Below are 21,185 nucleotides of genomic sequence, written 5' to 3' on the forward strand. Positions count from 1 at the left end.
TTCATTGCGTTTTGAAAGCGACCTTTACTCACGTTCAAATTTTCATCATAAAAAGACTGGTCAGGTCTGCGAAAATGAGTGGTCGCCAGTATCTCACGAAAAAAATATGAGCGCTCCCCCCCACCTAGCATATTAAAAACCATACGCTTGTATGTACAAATTATTTCTTAATTAAACCAAGCCAGTAGCACTCAGCTATCAGGCTTCAGCTCTCTGCCCAATCGAGTTTTCAGCCCTTTAAGATCACTTCGTCTAGACAAGCACTACACTAAAAAGTAAGTCTTTATTTACACACCTTGTAACCAAGTGTCACATTTTTCGCGTTTTTCCCTATTGCAACTTTAGTATAAGGAATGCTATTCATAATTTCGCAGCATGACTATGTTGCAGAAACACACAACAAGTAAGATGGACAATAAGGAAATAATAATGAAACAAGGTCGTAAAGTAAGTGCAATTGCAGTGGGATTAGCACTTTCAGGATTAACTTCTCTATCTCCTGCGCATGCACAGCAAGCTGACGAAGAATCAGCGAACCTCGAGCGTATAGCGGTCACCGGTTCTCGTATTAAGCGTACAGATATGGAAGGCCCCTCTCCTATTCAATCAATTGATGCAACCATGATTGAAGGTATGGGCTATGAAAACCTTCAACAGTTACTTGAGCGTATGCCTGCTACCGGCGCCGGTACCTTTTCAACCCGCAATAACAGTCAAGACTCGACTGCGAATGGTGCGGCTGCAGTATCGCTTCGCGGCATGGGCCCAGACGCGACGCTGGTACTAATTAACGGTCGCCGTGTAGCAATTAGCGCATTTGCAGAAAGCATTACGAATTCATTTGTTGATATTAACTCTATTCCTGTATCTGCTATTGAGCGCATTGATATCTTAAAAGACGGTGCATCGGCGATTTATGGTTCAGACGCGGTAGCAGGTGTGGTTAACGTTGTTCTTAAGAAAGACTATGAAGGTCTTGAGATTAACGCCGGTTACGGTGGTACTACCGGGCCAAGCTATGATGAAACCACAGCAAGTATTTTGTGGGGCTCTCAAAGCGAGAAAAGCAGTGCTACTGTTATTATCGATTACTTTAACAACAGCACGCTAGGTGCTGATGAAATGGGTCGTTTCGGTACCGCGAACCAATCACCTTATGGCGGCATGGATTTTCGTTCATCGCGCGGCTACCCTGGCTACTTTTATGTAGATGGCGTTAAAACAATCGACCCAGACTGCCCAGAAGATAGCGCTACGGCATCTGGCAGCTGCCTGTTCGATTACGGTCCGTTTGGCTTAGTGATCCCTTCTTCTGAGCGCGTAGGCTTTATCGGCCAGTTTGATTACAAAATTGGCGATGAAACCACAGCGTTTCTGGAAGTGGCTATGCAGCACAATACGTCTGAAGCAGGCGGCGCAGCAACCCCACTTGATGAAGATGCGGGCTTAACCGTTCCTGGCACTCACCCTGACAATCCTTTTGGTCAAGATATCGAAATCGGCCGCTACCGACCTGTTGACGCTGGTGCTCGTCGTTGGGACATTGAGTCTGATACCTTACGTCTTGTCGCGGGCCTTCGCGGTACATTCAACGACTATGATTGGGAAGCGTCGGTACAAAAAGGCCGTAGCCGTTCAGAGCAAAGCGGTGACCAATCACAAGGTTGGGTTCGCGTTGACTGGTTACAAGAGCAAATCGATCTTGGCAACTACAACCCATTTGGTGGCGTTACTAACCCACAAAGTGTAATTGATGACATTACCACTAGTCTTGTACGTCGTGGTGAATCTCGCATGACCAGCGTTGATGCACACATTACGGGCGAAGCCTTTGATTTTGGTGACGACGTTGTCATGATGGCTGCGGGCGTGGAGTATCGTGAAGAACAAGTGTCAGATGTACCAGACGTTCAATTCCAACGCGGTTTGATCTTTGGTACTGAGTCTGTGTCAACTTCAGCAGAACGCGACCAGTATGCGGCGTATTTAGAGCTTTCAATTCCTTTGGCTGAAGAGCTAGAACTTCAATTAGCTGGCCGCTACGACCACTACAGTGACTTTGGCAGCACAACCAACCCTAAAATTGCGTTACGTTGGGCGCCAAGCGACGAAGTAACAGTACGCGGCTCTTGGGCGCAAGGGTTTAGAGCACCGTCTCTCGCCCAAGTTGGTCTTGGCCCGTCTCAGAAGAGCGTATTTTTTGTCGACCAATACCGCTGTGAAGCAACTGGCCAAGATTGTGAGTCTCTGGACTACAATATCGAATTTGCGGGTAACCCTAATCTAGACGCCGAAGAGTCAGAGTCGTGGAACGTAGGTGTAATTTACGCGCCTATTCAAGAGCTAGGATTAAGCATTGATGTATGGAGCATTACTCAAGACAACAAAATTGACGAACAGCAGTTTGGATTGGTTTACAATGCCGAATGTAATAATCAAGACAGCACAGTCTGTGTTCGTTTAGACCCTCAGGAGGGTGAGTCGTTAGGTGTTATTCAGAAAATTTTCAACACCTACCAAAATGTCTCTTCACAAGAAGCCTCGGGTGTAGATTTCAGTGCCAATTACAGCATGGAACTTGAAGAATATGGTAACGTGCGCTTCAACCTGGACTGGTCATATATGGACGAGTTTGAAAAAGACGGTTTAGAATACACAGGCGAATACGGTTACCCGGAGCATCGTTGGTTGTTCGGTACAACGTGGTCTAAAGGTTCGTTTGACGCTAACTTAAACATTAGCTTTATTGGTGAATTTGAAGACACGCCTGACATTGACTTCGACGGAGTATTAGACTTCGAAGAAAATACGTCAAGAACGGTTGATTCGCAAATGTTAGTAGACTTGCAGTTTGGTTACAACTATAGCGATAACCTTCGCTTAGTCATCGGTTCTAACAACTTGCTTGATGAAGAGCCTCCATTTGCTATTGGCGATGGTGATAGCGACCTTTACGGTTACGTAGGTAGCGTGCACAACCCTCGTGGCCGCTTTGTTTACTCTAAACTAACTTGCCGCTTCTAAAAGCTTGTAAAACGACAAAGCGCTCAATGGTATTACTTCACATTACCGTACCTTGAGCGCTTTTTAACTTCGATTAGCTTGCTCTAAAAGAACAAGTATTCAATTAGAACCGTCGTGAGCCATGCGAAAAGTACCGGCAGAATGATCATGATATAAACCATAATCTCTGCCCCCACAATTTCGGCGCGCCAAGCATCCATCATCTTCACTTTAAACCTGCGCTTCAACAAGTAAGTGTAGAAGATCATAAATACCAGAGTCATCAAGATTTTAAGCATTTAAATAACAACCAAGATTATTTAACGGTTAGAAAGCTGAGGTAATAGCTTTGCTTGTGTATTTTCGAATGTGCCGACACAGTAAATAACTGTGTGAGAATACTCAGCTGGTTTTCGTACTATACCTTCGCATCACGCAGAGCGAACCTGTCTTAAATACCTGAATTAATATAATCTTTTTAGAAATGAGATAAAAAAGTGCCAGCTAATGAAGTGGCCTCATAAGCTGGCATTCTTTACTTGTATTCAGTATTTGTGCTGTGACTACAAGCCGAAATGAATAAGCACCAAATTACCTATTGCGGCGCACAACATAGCTAAAAATGTCAATATCATTCCCGCAAAGCGTTGCCAACTGACGCCAGAGTGACGCCCTAATCCGTAAGCGTGAAAGACGCGACCGAATAACAATGCACTTCCCAGAGCGTGAACAGCCCATACTTGCCCAGTATTGGCTTCAAAACACGCGATCATAATAAGCGTAATGGGTACGTATTCACTGAAATTACCATGGGCTCTCGCTAGTCGACTAAGATCTTCATGACCTCCATCGCCGATACTCACTTGGTGACGACGCCTAGCACCAATAACTAAAAACGACAAATACAGGTAACAAATACCCAATAGGCTGGCGTAAAACGCCGTGATTGGTAAAACCATGGTCAACTCCACATGTTATAGTTATAGCGCGTAATTTTAATCAGTGATTAAGTGGTGCGTTTATTAGAAGCTATTAAACGTTATCCATTAACAAGTTACAAGCAACAAAAAAGGCCGCGTATGCGACCTTTTATAAACCTTTTTAGCGATTAGCCTAAACGTTCTGCTAATTCAGCACTTACTTCTTCAACAGGACGTGTGCCGTCTAGCTTGTGGTATTCACAATTTCCAGCTTCAGCTTCAGCACTGTAGTAATTTACAAGCGGCTTAGTTTGCTTGTGGTAGATAGCAAGACGCTTGCGTACTGTTTCTTCTTTGTCATCGTCACGAACGATTAGGTCGTCACCCGTTTCATTGTCTTTACCTTCCACTTTTGGTGGGTTGTAAACAACGTGGTAAACACGGCCCGATGCTGGGTGCACGCGGCGGCCGCCCATGCGCTCAACAATAACGTCATCTGGAACGTCAAACTCAATACAATGGTCAACAGAAACACCTGCTTCTTTCATTGCATCAGCTTGTGGAATGGTGCGAGGAAAGCCATCTAACAAGAAGCCGTCTTTGCAGTCATCTTGTGCAATACGCTCTTTAACTAGGCCAATGATGATCTCATCTGACACAAGTTTACCTTCGTCCATTACACGCTTTGCTTCAAGACCTAGCTCTGTACCTGCTTTAATAGCTGCACGAAGCATATCGCCTGTTGAAATTTGTGGAATGCCATATTTGCCCATTAAGAACTGAGCTTGTGTGCCCTTACCCGCGCCAGGAGCGCCGAGAAGAATGATTCGCATGAGTGCGTTCTCCGCTTATGATTTTTGAACTTTTTACTTCGGGCACTTTACACATTCAACACTGTAGTGACAAGTGTAAGAAGTACCGTAAAGTTAATCTTAAGACTAATGGCGAATATATGTTCAGCTTATAGGCGTTTTTATAAATTTAAGTCTAAACCTGTAAGCCAATCGCCAGGAAATTCATCTTCTTTAAAGCATGAATTTTTAAAGTTTTAGGTGATTAACTAGAAATTTTTAGCTGCCAAAATATAGCATAATAAATCGGCCAAATTTATTTTTGTTGATAGCAGACATAAAAAAACGGGCATGATGCCCGTTTTTAAGTGTAAACCTTCTACCTACGTATTTATTTAGCCAACTTCATTAGCAACGTGTTCAAGTTCTGAACAAACGTAGACGGGTCTTTCAAACTACCTTGCTCTGACAGTGCAGCTTGGTCGAACAATACACCTACCCACTGATTAAATAGCTCTTCATCCTGCGTGTCGGCAAGCAGTTTAACTAAGCTATGTTCTGGGTTAAGTTCAAAGTGATACTTCACATCTGGCACGGTCTGGCCAGCTGCCTGCATCAACTTCATCATCTGTGTAGTCATACCATTGTCGTCAGCAACAATAACGGCAGGAGAGTCAGTAAGACGGTGCGTAAACTTAACGTCTACAACCTTGTCACCAAGCGCTGCTTTCGCTCGCTCCAGTACGCCTTCAACTTCTTTCTCTGCTTCTTCTTGGGCTTTCTTAGACTCTTCGTCTTCTAAGTCGCCTAAATCTAAGTTTCCTTTAGCGATAGAAACAAACTGCTTCTCGTTAAACTCAGTTAGGTGAGACATTAGCCACTCGTCAATGCGCTCGCCCATTAGCAATACTTCGATTCCCTTCTTACGGAAGATCTCAAGGTGTGGGCTAGACTTAGCCGCTTGCAGGCTGTCTGCGGTCACGTAGTAAATTTTATCCTGACCTTCCTTCATTCGCTCAATATAATCAGCTAATGAAACCGTTTGAGCGTCAGATTCACCGTGTGTCGAAGCAAAGCGCAACAGACCAGCAATTTTCTCACGGTTGCTGAAGTCTTCCGCTGGGCCTTCTTTCAGTACATTACCAAACTCGTTCCAGAACGACTGGTACTTATCGCTGTCGTTCTTAGCCATCTTTTCAAGCATTTGTAGAACGCGCTTAGTACAACCTTGACGAAGTGCCTGGGTAATCTTGTTGTCTTGAAGAATTTCACGAGACACATTTAGCGGAAGGTCGTTGCTATCTAGTAAACCTTTAACAAAACGCAGGTAGGTCGGCATAAACTGCTCTGCGTCATCCATGATGAAGACGCGTTGAACGTAAAGCTTAAGACCATGGTTTTGGTCGCGATTCCACATGTCGAAAGGCGCTTTAGAAGGGATATAAAGTAAGCTGGTATATTCAGTTTTACCTTCTACCTTGTTGTGCGCCCATGCTAGCGGATCTGCAAAGTCGTGAGAGATGTGCTTATAGAACTCGTTGTACTCTTCATCAGTAATATCAGACTTTTCACGAGTCCACAGCGCGGTGGCTTTGTTAACTACTTCCCACTCACCAGGCTGAGCTTCGATTTTCTCGCCATCTGGACCTTCACTTTCAGGCACTTCATCTTTCCACATTTGTACAGGAATGCTGATGTGGTCTGAGTATTTGCTTACGATTGAGCGCAGACGCCATGTATCGGCAAATTCTTTTTCATCTTCTCGAAGGTGAAGCGTAATCTCGGTGCCGCGAGTAGGCTTATTGATTTCAGCGATAGTGAACTCACCTTCACCGTCTGAAACCCATTCCACACCAGTAGATGCATCAGCACCAGCCGCACGAGTGCGAACAGTAACTTTGTCTGCAACGATAAATGCTGAGTAGAAACCTACACCGAACTGACCAATAAGCTGCGAGTCTTTCGCACTATCGCCAGAAAGCTTGCTAAAGAAGTCTTTAGTACCAGATTTAGCAATGGTACCTAAATTAGCGATGACTTCATCACGAGTCATACCGATACCATTATCGGTAATCGTAACTGTGTTCGCTTCTTTATCAACGCTAAGTTTTACGTTTAATTCACCATCGTTTTCGTACAGGCTGTCATTTTCTAGGGCGCGAAAACGCAGTTTATCCGCAGCATCTGCCGCGTTTGACACTAGCTCGCGTAGAAAAATTTCTTTGTTTGAATACAAAGAGTGAATCATCAGTTGAAGAAGCTGTTTTACTTCTGTTTGAAAACCGTGGGTTTCTTTGTGGGCTGCTTCAGCCATAATCCAATATCTCCTCGTTGAATGGATCACGTTTGATGTTAAACAGGTAAGGTCACTCAACGCACTTTTCAACGTTTAGAACGAAAATTTATCTTCTATTCGTAAACTTTTTCGAGAAAGGACAAATGCCGCTTATTTAATAAGCGAATAGGCAGGTATTAGCTTAGCAATGGGCAAACGATTTTATGAAAAGAGAGCGTTTTATTTTAAATTCTTAAAACGCTCTGCATCTTAGTTACAGCTTGCGACGACCTGAAAAAGCGTGGGTAAGTGTATTGCCGTCAATGTATTCAAGTTCTCCCCCAACAGGCACACCATGAGCAATGCGAGAGGCGTCGACGTTGTGACTTGTACATAGCTGAGCAATGTAGTGCGCCGTTGCTTCACCTTCGACGGTGGGGTTTGTGGCTAAGATAACTTCATTTATCCCACCAGCGGCTAAACGTGCCTCAAGCTCGGTTAAACCAATTTCTTCAGGCCCAACACCATCTATAGGAGACAAGTGCCCCATTAGTACAAAATACTGGCCTTTGTAGCTTAACGTCTGTTCTATCGCTAATACGTCTTGAGGGCTTTCCACAATACACAACAACCCACTTGCTTCTCTTTCTGGGTGGCGGCAGATATCGCATAATTCATCTTCGGTGAACGTTCTGCAACGCTTACAATGATGAATATGCTCCATAGCATTGTGTAGCACATTGCTTAAATCAATCGCCCCCGTACGATTTCGCTCTAAAAGATGAAATGCCATTCGTTGGGCGCTCTTATTGCCTACGCCGGGGAGACAGGTTAATGCCTGTATTAGTTCTGAGAGTAGCGGGCTGAACTTCATAATGTTTACTGCTTAGATATTTGTTCGGTTTGTTTCGGGCTTTCGCGGTATTTAATCACGTTACGCTTCACTTGGTCGAGTTTAACTTCGTATACATTGCCGCCGAATAGGCCTTTGTATTCTTCGTCAGTAAACACGAGGGTGTTGTCATCATAGAAAGTTACCGCCTCTTTTTGTGTTACCACACCGAGATCGATACGAGATACGTCGCCACTAAAAAAGTTATCGCCTTCAAAATTCTCAAATAGCCACAAGCTGGTTGAATCTAATAATACCAGCTTTGTTCTATCAGGGCTTATCGCCGCAGACGTTATCCAACATAACTTTTCAAGTGTGGTACAGGTTTTAAATTCTCCAATTAACTGTGCATCGAAGTTCGCTGCATGATCGCCTACTTTATATAATTTTGTAATACCATCAAATGGCTTCGTTCTATTCTTCGTGAACAAGTAAAGGTTGCGTTTGTATTCCACAAAAGCTTCTAAATCGTAGTTTTTATCTTCAGGTTTTACTTTACCCTCTCCCATTTCAGGGTAAGTAAACTTGATAATCTCTGCTTCCGTGGCCCCCCCCTGAATATCGATAGGGTTTTCAATTCTATAAATGGTTAACCAGCGGCGGTTATTGTCATTATTGCCAAAGTCTCCTAGGAAGAAATGACCAAAACTGTTTTGTGTCATGTCTTCCCAATCAACATTTTTAGCATTTGAAACCGTCACCTCTCTCTCTATACTGCCGTCTTTATTCAGCATATATAGAATCGGCCCATCACCACTATCGTTGATAGCCCACAACCTTTTGTATTTGTCGAACTCTATTCCAGAAATTTCTTTGAGTTTTGGGTCTACCGTTACCGTTTTCATTTGAAACAGTTCGTGAACACTCATAAAAAACAGCACGGCTGCGATAGGAAGCAAAAGAACCGTGGTGATAACTAAGCCTTTCCTTAGCACTACAAACCTCTATTTAGGGTGATTGGTTTTCCGTTTCCCCTGCACATTTTTTTTGGAAGAAACCTGTCTGAACGCTGCAGGGAATAAGAATCAATAATATAACGAATCAGGTCAGATTAAGGACCATTTCTAAGCGAATGAACATTTTAGTGCGATAGGTACACTTCTGTCGACGTAAAATAGTGCATGAGACCTCTCTAGCGCGAACAGATGTCGAAGAAATGCAAAATGTTATAAAAGTGGAACAAACAATTCAGCAGAACTACCTTAACTAACTGGCTCTTTCATTGTTCCTCGGCTGGTTCGGTAACGCTGATGAGCGGTGAAGCATGTTCGGCTTGCAGATACTCCATCAAGCCCACCAAGCTTAAAGGCTTGGTAAAGTAATACCCTTGCATAGCTTTGGCACCAATCTTTTTGGCGAAGGTTACCTGCTGAACGGTCTCTAAACCTTCTAACGTGCACGGCATGCCTAGCTTCACACACATCGACACCACATTCTCGATGATTAGCGCTCTACGTTTTTCTTGTTTACTTCGTAGTGGAAAGTCAGGCAGCAGCGAGCGGTCAATTTTGATAGCGTCATACGTTTCGTCAGCTAACTCTGATATGCAAGAAAAGCCTGTACCAAAGTCATCAATGGAAATAATAACCCCAAGTGCTTTAATTTTGGTAAGCACTTCCCTCGCCTTTGAACTTTGAAGCGTAGATTCAGTTATTTCTATCACTATTCGTCTAGGGTCAATATTATGAAAGGCAAACCGCTCTGCAAATAGCTCAATAACCCCGGTATTCTGTAACTGTACCGGTGACATATTCAAATTGAACTTCACGTCTGAAAAACCCCATCCACTGAGAGCTTTAAGTGCGAAACAGACTTCGTCTAACATTAAAAGACCAATGTCATGAATGTGTTTTGTACGTTCAGCTATCGGTATAAACTTTTCGGGGCTAATTGGCCCATGGCTAGGAATGTGCCAGCGAGCTAACGCTTCCACAGCTAAAACTTCACCATTCGAATCTATTATAGGCTGAAAGTAGGCTGTGATTTGTTTATTTTGAATTGCGCTTTTAAGCCCTTGTTGAATGAACAGCCTATACTCGATATTTTTCGAAAGATCTTCACTGAATGTGACAACACTATTCTTACCGCCTTGTTTTGCTGAAAACATTGCAATATCAGCATTTTTTAGTAGCTCTGTTGGCGACATGTTTTCTGTAGATGACGCTAGCCCAATACTTGCTGTAATTTGAAAGTCGCCTGATGTCGTCTTAAACACTGATTTCAGTGAAGAAGATAACCGGGATGTCATTTTGTTTAAAAGCTTATGGCAAGTAGTACTTGTCACAATAACGAATTCGTCACCACCAAACCTTATAACAGTATCATCATCTCGTAGCGATGCTTTAAATCGGCTCGCGCATGCTCTTAGTATTTCATCTCCCACCTCATGCCCATGGGTATCGTTAATGAGCTTGAATTCATCGATATCAATAAAAATGATTGAGCAAGGCTCGCATGATTCACTGTAAGTCTCGACAATACTGTTCAAAAAGTTTCGATTTCCTGCACCGGTGAGAGCGTCAGTGAATGCGAGGTACTTGAGTTGACTTTCCGATGACTTTAGTTCTGAAACATCGGTAAGAATGGCAACGAAATTAGTTTCTCCATCATCAAGATTAAATGAAGTTACCGACATGGTTAAATGAAACCTTCGTCCTTCACTTACAATAGTGAGCTCTGTCCTTAAACCGTCTTCCAGATAGTCTGGGCGAGGATCGTGTTTTCGCGCTTTAGGAAAAACATTGTTTATTTGAGTAGATATGAGGTGCTCGGCTTGGGTGCCTAGCATCTCGCACAAGGATTGGTTAGCTTTAATTATGAGACCTTCAGCATCACAGACTAAAACCCCCTCTTTAATCTCACTTACAATCTTATCTGCAACACTCAGATTTGACTGAGTACTCTGTAGGATAGATATATCTTGTATGGCGCCAATTTGAACATAGTCTTCGCCCCACCCTATGTCGGAGAGGACAACCTGAAACCATTTAGTCGGTTGGCCTTCAATTTTTAGCTGCAACGTAGTGAGGTAATTCGACTTTAAATGTATCGCCTCTTTTAACTCAATTTCTTTTTCTTCGGGAAACAACGAAAGGAATTTGGATAATGGCATTTTGCGTGGAAAATCGAAAAGGTTCTCCACACTTTCAATAACGACTGACTGAGTAGAGGTATCAACTTCTAACACGCCTAACTTCGCAATCTCTGACGCCATTGCGAAACGCCTATTAGAAGAAGCTAGCGCTTTTTCCGTTTTTTTTCTTTCCAGCGCAACTTGAATAGTAGTAGTGAGTGAAAGCACACCGTACGGTTTTACTAGATATCCATAAGGGGAAATCGCGAGCGCATTAGAAATTGTGGTGTCATCACAGTAAGAGGTACTAAACACTACTGGCACTTTAAACCTTTCTGTAATGTTTTTTGCAATTTCAATACCAGAATCTGAACCACCTAAATCAATGTCCATTAAAATGAGGTCAGGAATACGCTTATCAAATAACGCATACAGTTCGCTTTCCGTCTTTGCTATGCCTAACACCTGCATACCTGCCTCGGTAAGCGCATTTTTAACGTTCATCGCTTCAACTAAATTGTCTTCAACAACAAGTATTAGGGGCCTGGTTATATCAGTCACAAATTTACACCTTGAAACCAAAAGCTTCGATAGAACGCTTTAGCAATGTGGTGTCGACGGGTTTGGTTAATATATCCACATCTGATAACTCCTCGGGCAGCTCTATTGCGGCTCCGTAACCCGTAATAAAGAGAAAGGGTATTGATAACTTTTGTATTTCAATCCCTAACTGAAAGGTATTTTCATTTCCCAAATGAACATCTAAAAACATCATCGACGGTTTACCTTTAGCCAAAGCCGCTCTTGCAGAGCTTATGTCGCCAAAAATATCAATTTTATCAATTCCCAATTGTTTAAGATGCTTCTTAAGGTCTAGCGAAATAAGCAGGTTATCTTCAACGATAAAGGCGCTTGTGAGGATTTTTTCGGAATTAGCAGTGCTGACGGGTTGAGGCTTATCGCCATGAATTACATGTTGAGTGCTTGTTTGGCTAGTACCCAATTCTATATATTTACGAGGAATGAGAAACTCTGCATTGAGCCCGGTGATTTTAGTACTTAATGACGCCTTGCCTTTTAGCTCATGGGGAATAACTGATTTTATAACCGTCATTCCAAACCCTTCCTCACCTAAACCATGCAAAGGCGGCCCCCCAAATTCTTCCCATTTAATAAAGCAGCCTTTCTCGTCTAACTCCCAAGTTATCGCCACTCTGCCGTCATTACTTGTCGCGCTTAAGGCTCCATATTTGGCTGCATTGGTAATCATTTCATGAAAGACCAACACGATAGGCGTTACTGCATAGGGTAAGATTCTTATATCAGGCCCCTCTATTTTAAAAGATGACTCTTTGATCATATAAGCCTTAAGCTCGTTATGAAGTAGGTCCTTGAATCTTACACTGTTGTATGAGGCATGCGTGAGCTGATCATGCCCTAGAGCAAGTGCAGATATTCTTGATGATAAGGAGAGCACAAATTCATCGATATCTTTCTTATACTGTGATGTCTGTCCGATAATCGCACTGACTAAATTTAAGATATTGCGAACGCGGTGGTTTAGTTCACCAATAAGTAACTCGAGTCTTTTTTTGGCTTCACGTTGCAGTAGTTCTTTTTCGTGCAAATGGCGAATGGTCAGTTCCATTACACCGAGTCTAATAGATTTAGCACGCTCAATATCCAGCGTTGTCCATGGAGTAGAGGTAGATTCATTATTTTCTACCCACTTATCAAAACTCGCTCGGGGAGTAAGCGTTTCTTTACCGCCTTTCAACTCAACGCGTTTTGCAGGGTTACCGGCCCAAGAGACTTGTTGCACAACTGAGTTTCTAAAAAGAAAAATATAGTCCATTGGCTGATGAGAGATCTTTAATGCCAATACCCCGGCAACACTCTCGTCCGCTAACTCGTTGTGAATGTCTGCTAAGTTGTCAAATTGATGGATTTCTTCTTCGGGAAGTTCAGCAAGTATTGCTGTAAGACGTTTGATTTTTCGTGCGCTAAATGCAGCGCCCGACTTAGTATATTCATTGCTAAAAATACAGCCGATGCCGTCAATATCTATAAGCGTTTTAAGCAGGGATAATTGTTGTACGATGGCATTATTAAGCGATTTGCCTAAAGAAAGGTTGCTCAGTACACGTGTAAATGTAGCGTTTGCTTTCTCGCTTACCCTTATCCGTTCATTTACCAGCCTTCGCGATAATTCTAGTGAAAACATCTCTGCGAAGAGTTCTAATTGCGAAACTAAGCGGCTAGGGATAACTTTTTTAGTGTTGTGATGACAAGCAATCAGCCCCCACAGTTCACCTTCTACGATAAGAGATATAGACATAGAGGCGCCGACTTTCATATTCTTTAGATATTGAATATGAATTTCAGAAACCGCCCTAAGGCGTGAAAGGGAGAGATCTATAGAAGCTCCATCGCTTCTGTTGTTACCAATGATAGGGAAAGTTTCACTGTTAACGTCAGAAATAGTTCTGATAAGATTCTTCTTATAAAGCTGTCTTGCCTGACGCGGAATATCTGAGGCGGGATAACGCAACCCTAAAAAGGGCGTCATATCGCTTGAGGTCGATTCAGCAATCACTTCACCTGAACCGTCTGATAGAAATTGGTAGAGCATTACCCTATCGTACCCAGTTGCAGTCCTAACGCTTTCAACCAAACCTTCATAAAGGTCTTCGAGTTCAGAGAACATCGACATTTGCGCCATTAACGCTGTGATAACGCCCTCATACTTGCCGGAGCTCTCTGTTTGTTCGAATTCAAGAATTAAATGTTCTGCACTTTGATGAACACATAAGTCGAAAATATCTTCACAGTGCGGCAGTGAAACAGAATGAAGGTAGCTTGCTTTACCGAGGATCATAGCTTGGCTCTGCGCGCCCCGTATCGCATGTATCAGCTTACGGTCGAGCAACTTCCAAAACGAGTGACCTATAAGCTTATCTTGTGGAATACTGGCAAAGCTGCCTAAGTTTTCGGACAAATGGGTAATAGCACCTTCTCTATCTACGACAATCATGAAACCATGATTTTGTATCCTACCAAGAAGGTGAATCGGTTCTTTGTCGCATTCATTTACTAATGATGTGAGTTCGCTTGCTTCGTCATGCATTATTGTTAATCCAACAACCTTATTTGAATTAGACTAATTAAATAGCAGCGTTATCAGTCTTTAAAAAGCGCTGTAAAGTAAAACTGAAAAGAGAATAAACATAAAATATAGACCAAGAATAAGTTAAGCTAAACCTTTCATGCGCATTTATTAATATTAGTGTAAATATAACCAAACGTTTGTTTTCTATGAGCTAAGCTTGCACATTAGGAAAAAATGAAGCCATACGAGTCCAACTTATAAAACAAGATATTAGGTTGGCATGAAAATAGAGGGGATTTGGTGGTTTCGCTGAGGAGACTAGACACAAAAAAGCTCTGGCAATGAACCAGAGCTTTTTCAGAGCTAAGCCACTTACATAACCCGAAAGCCCAGCGAGTTTACGCAGGCTTACGCGTAAGGGACTAAAAGCTGAATACTTACTTAAAACGGCATTTTGAAGCCAGGAGGTAGTGGCATACCACCGGTTACATCGCCCATTTTCTCTTTGCTAGTCTCTTGAACGCGACGTACCGCGTCGTTAAACGCTGCAGCAACTAAATCTTCAACCATGTCTTTGTCATCGTCCATCAATGACTCATCGATATCTACACGGCGGACGTTGTGATTACACGTCATGGTTACTTTAACCATGCCTGCACCCGCTTCGCCTGTTACTTCAATTTTAGCTAAATCATCTTGTGCTTTTTGCATGCGCTCTTGCATCTGTTGCGCCTGCTTCATGATATTGCCCATTCCACCTTTAAACATAATTTTTGTCTCGCTTCGTTTTGGTGTTAATAATTCTGCTATCGCGCTTTAACCGAATCGGTTAGCACTGACGCATCGAAAGTCGATAGCAATGCTTGAATTGTGTCATCGGTTTTAATTACCGAATGTGCATGCGCATGGCGCATTGCATGAATCTCTTGTTGTAACGCAAAAGGTGTAGATGACGGTTCACCCAATGTAATATTAACTTCTACGTTTTCACCCAGTCCATGATGTATTGCATCGACTAATTGCTTTTTCGCGCTCTCATTTAATAAGTGCGTCTGACTGTGGTCAATTTCAAGGGAAACTTGATTGCCGTCTCGAGAAAATGATGCGTGTAGCACTAATTGTTTAAGTAGGCCGGCAACTGGCATTTGCTCAACTAGGTTGCTCCACTCATCAATCTGGCTTGCGTGAGTTAGCTTGCTTCCGTCATTTAAATAGGCTTTTAATTGCCCGTGATAGGTACTGCTTCTCGGCGTATCGAAGTTTAACGCTTCATGCGTAAAAGAGCGATCTCCAGCACTTTCCATCTGATCTGGTGCATTTTCGTAATTCGAGCTGCTGTTGGTGGGCGCTTCAGCATAGTTATTACCTTCGACATGTTGAGGGGGCTGATGATCGTAATCGCTAGCCCAAGGAGGCATATCTTCTGTAGACGGCGCTGTAATTGGCTGAGCGACAGCCTCATCACTTGAAAAAGGCATATCCTCTTCAAACTCATCTAGAGAGAAATCGCTCGTATCGTTTTCGCTAGAGTGGCTCGTTTCTGCATCGCTAGTTCGCAAAGTGTCAGCAGAATGTGCATGAGTACTATCTAAAGCCGAATCTGAATCTGCACTTTCTAGTTGAGATGCGTCACCGCGTGCAGTGGTACTATCTTTTTGTTCTGAGCCGCTATCTATAAGCCCTGGGCTATGATCTTGCAGCTCACGGCTGTCCTCATTCCCAACGGGGTTTACATTACCACTCTTGATTTCGTTATCTGCGTTAGGCTGCCCTGCACTAGTATCGCTACCCCTGTTAATTCCATGTGCAGTTTGTGCAGTACTCAAAGCCTCAGCCTTACTTCTGGTAAAACGCGCTTGAATATCACTTGCACTTTCAGATTTAGCATCGGCTACACTGTTGCTCTTTGCATCAGCGTCTTGAGCTTTTCTTCGCTTTAACTTTTGACGAAGCGCCAACATATCAGCCGTAGAAGTAAGCTGCTCTTCGGCGGTTAATGAGGACGCTTCGTTCTCGTGCGCCAATGACTCACTGTTTTTATCAGAGCCTTTAGCGTTATGAGAGCCCTCAGCGTCATAAGAGCCTTCAGCGTCATAGGAGCCCTCAGCGTTATGAAAACCTTCAGCGCTTTGAAAACCTTCAAAACCTAAGGAGCTTTCATCTTCTGACGGAGGTGGCATACCGTCCATGTAAGCATCTAACGGTGGTCCATCGAAATGTTGCGCTGCTTCACTATGGGGCGCGCTGACTTCGTTTGGCGTTGGTTCAAGCTCTGCGGCAACGCTTTCTGTTTGAACCGCGGTGTTTTCTACGGGTAGTTCTTCAATAGACGAAGTTGGTGGTAACTTTACGGATTCATCATCATGTTCAGCATCACGCTCAAGCGCTGTTGTCTGAGTTGACGTTGTACCCGACGCTACAGAGGGCGACATCGACTGAGTATTGTCTTCACGCAACTTGCTTTCATCAACAACGGCATATTCCTGCTCTTGCCGTGGCTCAAATTGAGACGTCGATTGAGGCTGTTCTTGCGGCTCTTTTTCAATTACAGATGCAGCAGGTGCCTCTGGGTTAGATGGCGTATTTTCTAATGACTGAGCCGAAGTAGATTTTGTTTGTGGTGTTGACGGAGCCTTCTCCTGCACGTTGTTTGCAGAAGTTTCGCTTAGCGGCGCTTCCTCCTGCTTACCGACGTTTCCCGGGCCACCACTGGAAGAAGCATGATCTACAGGTAAACTATGCTCACTCCTCCCACTTTCAATCTCATTTGGTGTATTTTCAATGGGAATATTTGGCGCAAACGACATCATACGCATTAACGTCATTTCAAAAGCGCTTTTGCCATCTGCCGCAAAAGGTAAGTCTTTTCTGCCTTGAAGTGCAATTTGATAGAGTAGCTGCACTTGCTCTGCCGGAATAGTTTTGGCTAATTGAAATATCGCTTTGGCAGACGTGGTTTCTAACTTACATGCTTCTGGCACCCATTGCGTTAACGCTATTTGGTGCAGTAGGCTAGCCAACTCGCTGTGTACGTTGTCATAATCTGGTGCTTGCGCTGCGATATCATTCACCAGCTGCAACACCTCAGCCGGGCTTTTGTTTACCACAGCGTGTACTACTTTAAGCAACTGGTTCTTGTCCATCAACCCAAGCATATCGGTTACCACCGATGCCAGAACTTGATTTCCGCCTTGCGCAATCGCTTGGTCCGTTAAACTTAGCGCATCACGCATACTGCCCTGAGCCGCTCTAGCTAAAAGTGCGAGTGCCTGTTGTTCAAATGACAGCTGTTCATGCTCTAAAATATGCTTAAGCTGTCCAACAATCTGCTCCCGAGACATCGCTTTCAAATTGAACTGCAAGCAACGGGATAAAATGGTTATGGGAAGCTTCTGTGGATCAGTGGTCGCTAGTAAGAACTTGACGTGTGGAGGTGGCTCTTCTAACGTTTTCAACAGCGCATTAAAGCTGTGTTTTGAAAGCATGTGTACCTCATCAATAAGGTACACTTTATAGCGTCCGCGAGTAGGCTTGTATTGCACGTTATCAAGAAGTTCGCGAGTATCCTCGACTTTGGTTCTTGATGCTGCGTCAATCTCTAATAAATCAACGTAGTTGCCCTGCTCTATCTCTTTGCAGGTGTTACATTGACCGCAAGGGTTAGCCCCTTGCCCTTCTTCGCAGTTAAGGCTTTTTGAAAAAATACGCGCAATCGTGGTTTTGCCCACACCTCGCGTACCGGTAAAAAGGTATGCGTGGTGTAAACGGTCGTTATCTAAAGCGTTCGAAATGGCAGAGACGACATGTTCCTGGCCTACAAGTTCACTGAACTTGCCTGGTCTCCACTTCCTTGCTAGTACCTGATAACTCATTATTACGTATTTCGCCTTTTGCTAATTATGCTTTACAGCGATTATTCGCCTTCAAATTCACAAATTGAATAACTCTCAATATCAAGCTGATTCAATTTTTGCTCGCCGCCTAAATCGGGAAGATTGATGATGAACCCTGCGTGGTTGATTTCGCCACCTAGAGAACGAATTAGCTTTGCAGATGCAGCTATAGTGCCGCCAGTTGCAAGTAGATCATCAATAAGAAGGACTTTATCGCCTGGCTCTATAGCATCTTTATGGATTTCCAACGTATCCATGCCGTATTCCAGTTCGTAGCTCTCACTTACTACTTCACGAGGAAGTTTGTTGGGTTTTCTTACTGGAACGAAACCAATGCCCATTTCGATGGCCAATGGCGCACCAAATAGGAATCCGCGCGCTTCAGTACCTGCAATTTTGGTGAAGCCCATACCTTGATACTTTTCTACAAGTAAAGAGATACAGCTACTGAATGCTTTGTGATCTTCTAAAACGCTGGTCACATCTCTAAATAAAATACCTGGCTTAGGATAGTCAGGTACGGTTTTCACTACTGATTTAATATATTCTGCAGTCACAATTTTGCCTTGAATGTCTGCGTTATAACCAGAAGGTGAACCAGCCGGCGATGATATGCATCAACGGGAACGCAATTAAAGTTACTAGCGAAGCTAGAAAGTACCACTTGTTATAGACTTCTTTGAAATCTGAATTGTTAGCCATTTGCACTACCTAAACAATTTTTGTGAACAAAAAAATGGTGCTAAATGTTAATCGAAAGCAAGCTCGATTGACAGCGCTAATGTGACTGATCGCTCACTTTCAATACAGATCCTAGCGAAAGTTTAATATAAAGCAGTTAAATACTCTTTTTTAGCTAGCGTACAGGAAGAAATATCCCTTTTTGAAGCATATCCATGAGGGTTTGGTTTATGCCATTTACAAGCACATTCGAGGGTATTTGAGGAAGTTGTTGACATAAAGACTTGGATAATTGTTCTATTTTCATTCCCTGCTCACTTTGCTCCAGCGTGTTGACTAAAATAGCCGTTACCGGGTTAACATGAGCAAATTGTACGTTATAGTCGCGATCTCTATAGACTACATAGAACTGTTGTTCTTGAGCAGGTTGCTCAGGAATATAGTCCTTACCAATTAAATGAACTTCAAAGTGATAGGCAGCTAATGAAGCATACGGCGAAACTCTTATAGCATTAACTGTATGATCTTGGGTGTAGAACTCAATATCTTCTTCGTTTTTTCTTATACTGACATCAAGCTCTAACCATTCATAATGAGCAAGTTCTGCGATAAAATCAGGCAAATCCAACCCAAAAGACGGTGCTGTTGATAAGTACTCAACGAACTCTTTACTGATTTCTGCAAAATAAGGCGATCGGCATTCGTGCTCAATAAAGAACTGACGCACAACACTCTCCCACCCTTTCTCCCCATACAATTTTAATACGATAGATTTTAGAACTGGGAAGCCTGTACTAACGAAGTTATCTATATTATTAAAAAATAAAGACTGATAGATTTTCATTCGACGGGCGTTATCGGTGTCAGTGTCCCGATAAGTTTGTGGATCTTTTATCGCCTCGACGAACGTTTTTTGGGTGCGCTGAAATGATTGCGTCATGCGACACTTCCATTTACGACTGATTCTCTAATAACTCCGCACTTTGTCTGAATCTGCTTAATCTTCCTTACTTCTGACAATAACTCGCGCAAAGGAGGAATATTAAAGTCACGTTCTAACAAAGTGGGAAATACTCCATGAGTAAGGTAGGCGTGCTCTAATAAATCCCATACTGGCTCGATGACATCTGCGCCGTGTGTATCAACCTTTAGATCCTCAGCTTCGTCATAGTGACCCGCAATATGCCCATAAACAATTTTTTCAGAAGGAAGACCGTTGATAAATGCTTTTGCGTCATATTTGTGGTTGATGCTGTTCACGTACACGTTATTTACATCAAGAAGCATTTGGCACCCTGACTCTATTAATATATTTGTAGTGAATTCCAATTCATCCATTTCCTGACCGGGTGCGATGTAATAAGAGACATTCTCTAAAACCAGTGGCCGCTCAATAATATCTTGAACTTGAACAATGCGAGATACAACGTGCTTAATAGCTTGTTCAGTAAAAGGAATTGGCATTAGATCGTACATATGACCGTTACCAGAACAAAAGCTTAAGTGCTCACTGTACAATGCAATATTATTAGCATCTAAAAATCGCTTAACGGTTTTTACGAACTCAACGTCTAGCTTGTCGCTACTTCCGATAGACAAAGATAAACCATGGGTGGTAAAAGAAGCTTGTGAAGATGCTTGCTGAAATTGATTTTGGTACTTTCCACCAAGTGGGATCCAGTTTTCAGGTGCAACTTCCCAGAAATCAACCTCCGATGGCAACGTGGGTAATAGCTCTTTTAGCATTTCCCTACGAAAGCCTAAGCCAGCGCCATAGATGTCTTTCATATTTCCCCCTTCTACCTCATGGGATTACATAATATCAACTTACGTTATAAGACAGAAATGGCCATCATTTGACAGCCATTTTTACTAAACGTAATTCGTGTAGCGTTTCGTTACTTTATAATAAGCTACACAATGTTTTTTGAGTGGCAATTACATGCTGCCGCATTTGCCTTCACCGCACTTGCCTTCTTTACCAGCTTTCTTGTTGCCGCCACATTTACCTTCGCCACACTTGCCTTCTTTTTCAGCTTTCTTGTCGCCGCCACATTTACCTTCGCCGCACTTGCCTTCTTTTTCAGCTTTCTTGTCGCCGCCGCATTTACCTTCGCCACACTTTCCTTCTTTTTCAGCTTTCTTCTCGCCGCCACATTTACCTTCACCACACTTGCCTTCTGCAGCGAATTGGCTGTAGCCAGATTCTAGTGCCTGTATACCAAATGGATTAACGTCTGCTACTGCAACTGTTGACGCCAAAGAGCCAATTACAACTGCACCCAAAGCTGTAGCTACTGATGATTTTTTAATTTGTTTCATTGATGTACCCTCAATAATATTAGTCATGTTTGACGTACAGTAAGCACGTGTACTTTAAAAGACCTTATGGGCTTAAAGGTTATTTCACAAAAAATTAATTTTTTTACAATTATTTCTTATCTAATTGATATTACTGATTTTTACATAAGTTTAAATGCACATTAAAGCTTCAATAAGTAACAAGTTTTGGGGTCAGAGTCTGAGGTATCCCCACAAATAAACTAAT

16 protein-coding genes are annotated in these 21,185 nt (G+C 42.9%); 1 reads left to right on the plus strand and 15 read right to left on the minus strand.

The annotated features are described in order from the left end of the window. Nucleotides 1–429: 429 nt before the first annotated feature. Nucleotides 430–3,024: a TonB-dependent receptor gene (locus tag ACYTPF_RS09845; protein ID WP_461852091.1), complete on the plus strand. Its 2,595-nt coding sequence runs from the start codon at nucleotides 430–432 to the stop codon at nucleotides 3,022–3,024. A gap of 83 nt (nucleotides 3,025–3,107) precedes the next feature. Here the strand turns inward: ACYTPF_RS09845 and ACYTPF_RS09850 are convergent, their stop codons facing one another. The 15 genes from ACYTPF_RS09850 to ACYTPF_RS09920 form a co-directional block, all read right to left on the minus strand. Further along, entirely contained in the window at nucleotides 3,108–3,302 is a 195-nt protein-coding gene (locus tag ACYTPF_RS09850; RefSeq protein WP_461852092.1) for a hypothetical protein, read from the minus strand. Between the two features lie 264 nt (nucleotides 3,303–3,566). Further along, nucleotides 3,567–3,962 (minus strand): MAPEG family protein, encoded by a 396-nt coding sequence (locus ACYTPF_RS09855; RefSeq protein ID WP_179983953.1) that lies wholly within the window; start codon nucleotides 3,960–3,962, stop codon nucleotides 3,567–3,569. Between the two features lie 149 nt (nucleotides 3,963–4,111). Continuing rightward, nucleotides 4,112–4,756 (minus strand): adenylate kinase, encoded by a 645-nt coding sequence (adk, locus tag ACYTPF_RS09860; RefSeq protein WP_461852093.1) that lies wholly within the window; start codon nucleotides 4,754–4,756, stop codon nucleotides 4,112–4,114. Between the two features lie 349 nt (nucleotides 4,757–5,105). After that, nucleotides 5,106–7,028 (minus strand): molecular chaperone HtpG, encoded by a 1,923-nt coding sequence (gene htpG / locus ACYTPF_RS09865; RefSeq protein ID WP_461852094.1) that lies wholly within the window; start codon nucleotides 7,026–7,028, stop codon nucleotides 5,106–5,108. Nucleotides 7,029–7,263: 235 nt separating this feature from the next. Beyond that, entirely contained in the window at nucleotides 7,264–7,863 is a 600-nt protein-coding gene (recR, locus tag ACYTPF_RS09870; RefSeq protein WP_039222833.1) for a recombination mediator RecR, read from the minus strand. Between the two features lie 5 nt (nucleotides 7,864–7,868). After that, complete coding sequence (locus tag ACYTPF_RS09875) at nucleotides 7,869–8,816, minus strand: hypothetical protein (protein ID WP_461852095.1); 948 nt, start codon at nucleotides 8,814–8,816, stop codon at nucleotides 7,869–7,871. Between the two features lie 284 nt (nucleotides 8,817–9,100). Further along, a complete protein-coding gene (locus ACYTPF_RS09880; RefSeq protein ID WP_461852096.1) occupies nucleotides 9,101–11,515 on the minus strand; it encodes an EAL domain-containing protein in 2,415 nt (804 codons plus the stop codon). A 4-nt stretch (nucleotides 11,516–11,519) separates the two neighbouring features. Next, the gene (locus tag ACYTPF_RS09885) at nucleotides 11,520–14,081 is read right to left on the minus strand and encodes an HWE histidine kinase domain-containing protein (protein WP_461852097.1); all 2,562 of its coding nucleotides are present in this window, start codon (nucleotides 14,079–14,081) and stop codon (nucleotides 11,520–11,522) included. Between the two features lie 423 nt (nucleotides 14,082–14,504). Continuing rightward, nucleotides 14,505–14,831 (minus strand): YbaB/EbfC family nucleoid-associated protein, encoded by a 327-nt coding sequence (locus ACYTPF_RS09890; protein WP_014950049.1) that lies wholly within the window; start codon nucleotides 14,829–14,831, stop codon nucleotides 14,505–14,507. Between the two features lie 38 nt (nucleotides 14,832–14,869). After that, nucleotides 14,870–17,935, minus strand: coding sequence for a DNA polymerase III subunit gamma/tau (gene dnaX, locus ACYTPF_RS09895; RefSeq protein ID WP_461852098.1), 3,066 nt, complete (start codon nucleotides 17,933–17,935; stop codon nucleotides 14,870–14,872). A gap of 41 nt (nucleotides 17,936–17,976) precedes the next feature. Then, nucleotides 17,977–18,513, minus strand: coding sequence for an adenine phosphoribosyltransferase (gene apt / locus ACYTPF_RS09900; protein WP_179983962.1), 537 nt, complete (start codon nucleotides 18,511–18,513; stop codon nucleotides 17,977–17,979). Nucleotides 18,514–18,535: 22 nt separating this feature from the next. Continuing rightward, entirely contained in the window at nucleotides 18,536–18,658 is a 123-nt protein-coding gene (locus ACYTPF_RS09905) for a hypothetical protein (protein ID WP_257720278.1), read from the minus strand. Between the two features lie 154 nt (nucleotides 18,659–18,812). Next, the gene (locus ACYTPF_RS09910; protein WP_461852099.1) at nucleotides 18,813–19,577 is read right to left on the minus strand and encodes an HvfC family RiPP maturation protein; all 765 of its coding nucleotides are present in this window, start codon (nucleotides 19,575–19,577) and stop codon (nucleotides 18,813–18,815) included. Further along, complete coding sequence (locus tag ACYTPF_RS09915; protein WP_461852100.1) at nucleotides 19,574–20,425, minus strand: HvfB family MNIO-type RiPP peptide maturase; 852 nt, start codon at nucleotides 20,423–20,425, stop codon at nucleotides 19,574–19,576. Before ACYTPF_RS09915 ends, ACYTPF_RS09910 begins: the two co-directional genes overlap by 4 nt. 150 nt (nucleotides 20,426–20,575) lie before the next feature. After that, a complete protein-coding gene (locus ACYTPF_RS09920; RefSeq protein WP_461852101.1) occupies nucleotides 20,576–20,959 on the minus strand; it encodes an HvfA family oxazolone/thioamide-modified RiPP metallophore in 384 nt (127 codons plus the stop codon). Nucleotides 20,960–21,185: the final 226 nt, after the last annotated feature.

It is taken from the genome of Alteromonas sp. HB246098, from assembly GCF_054890645.1.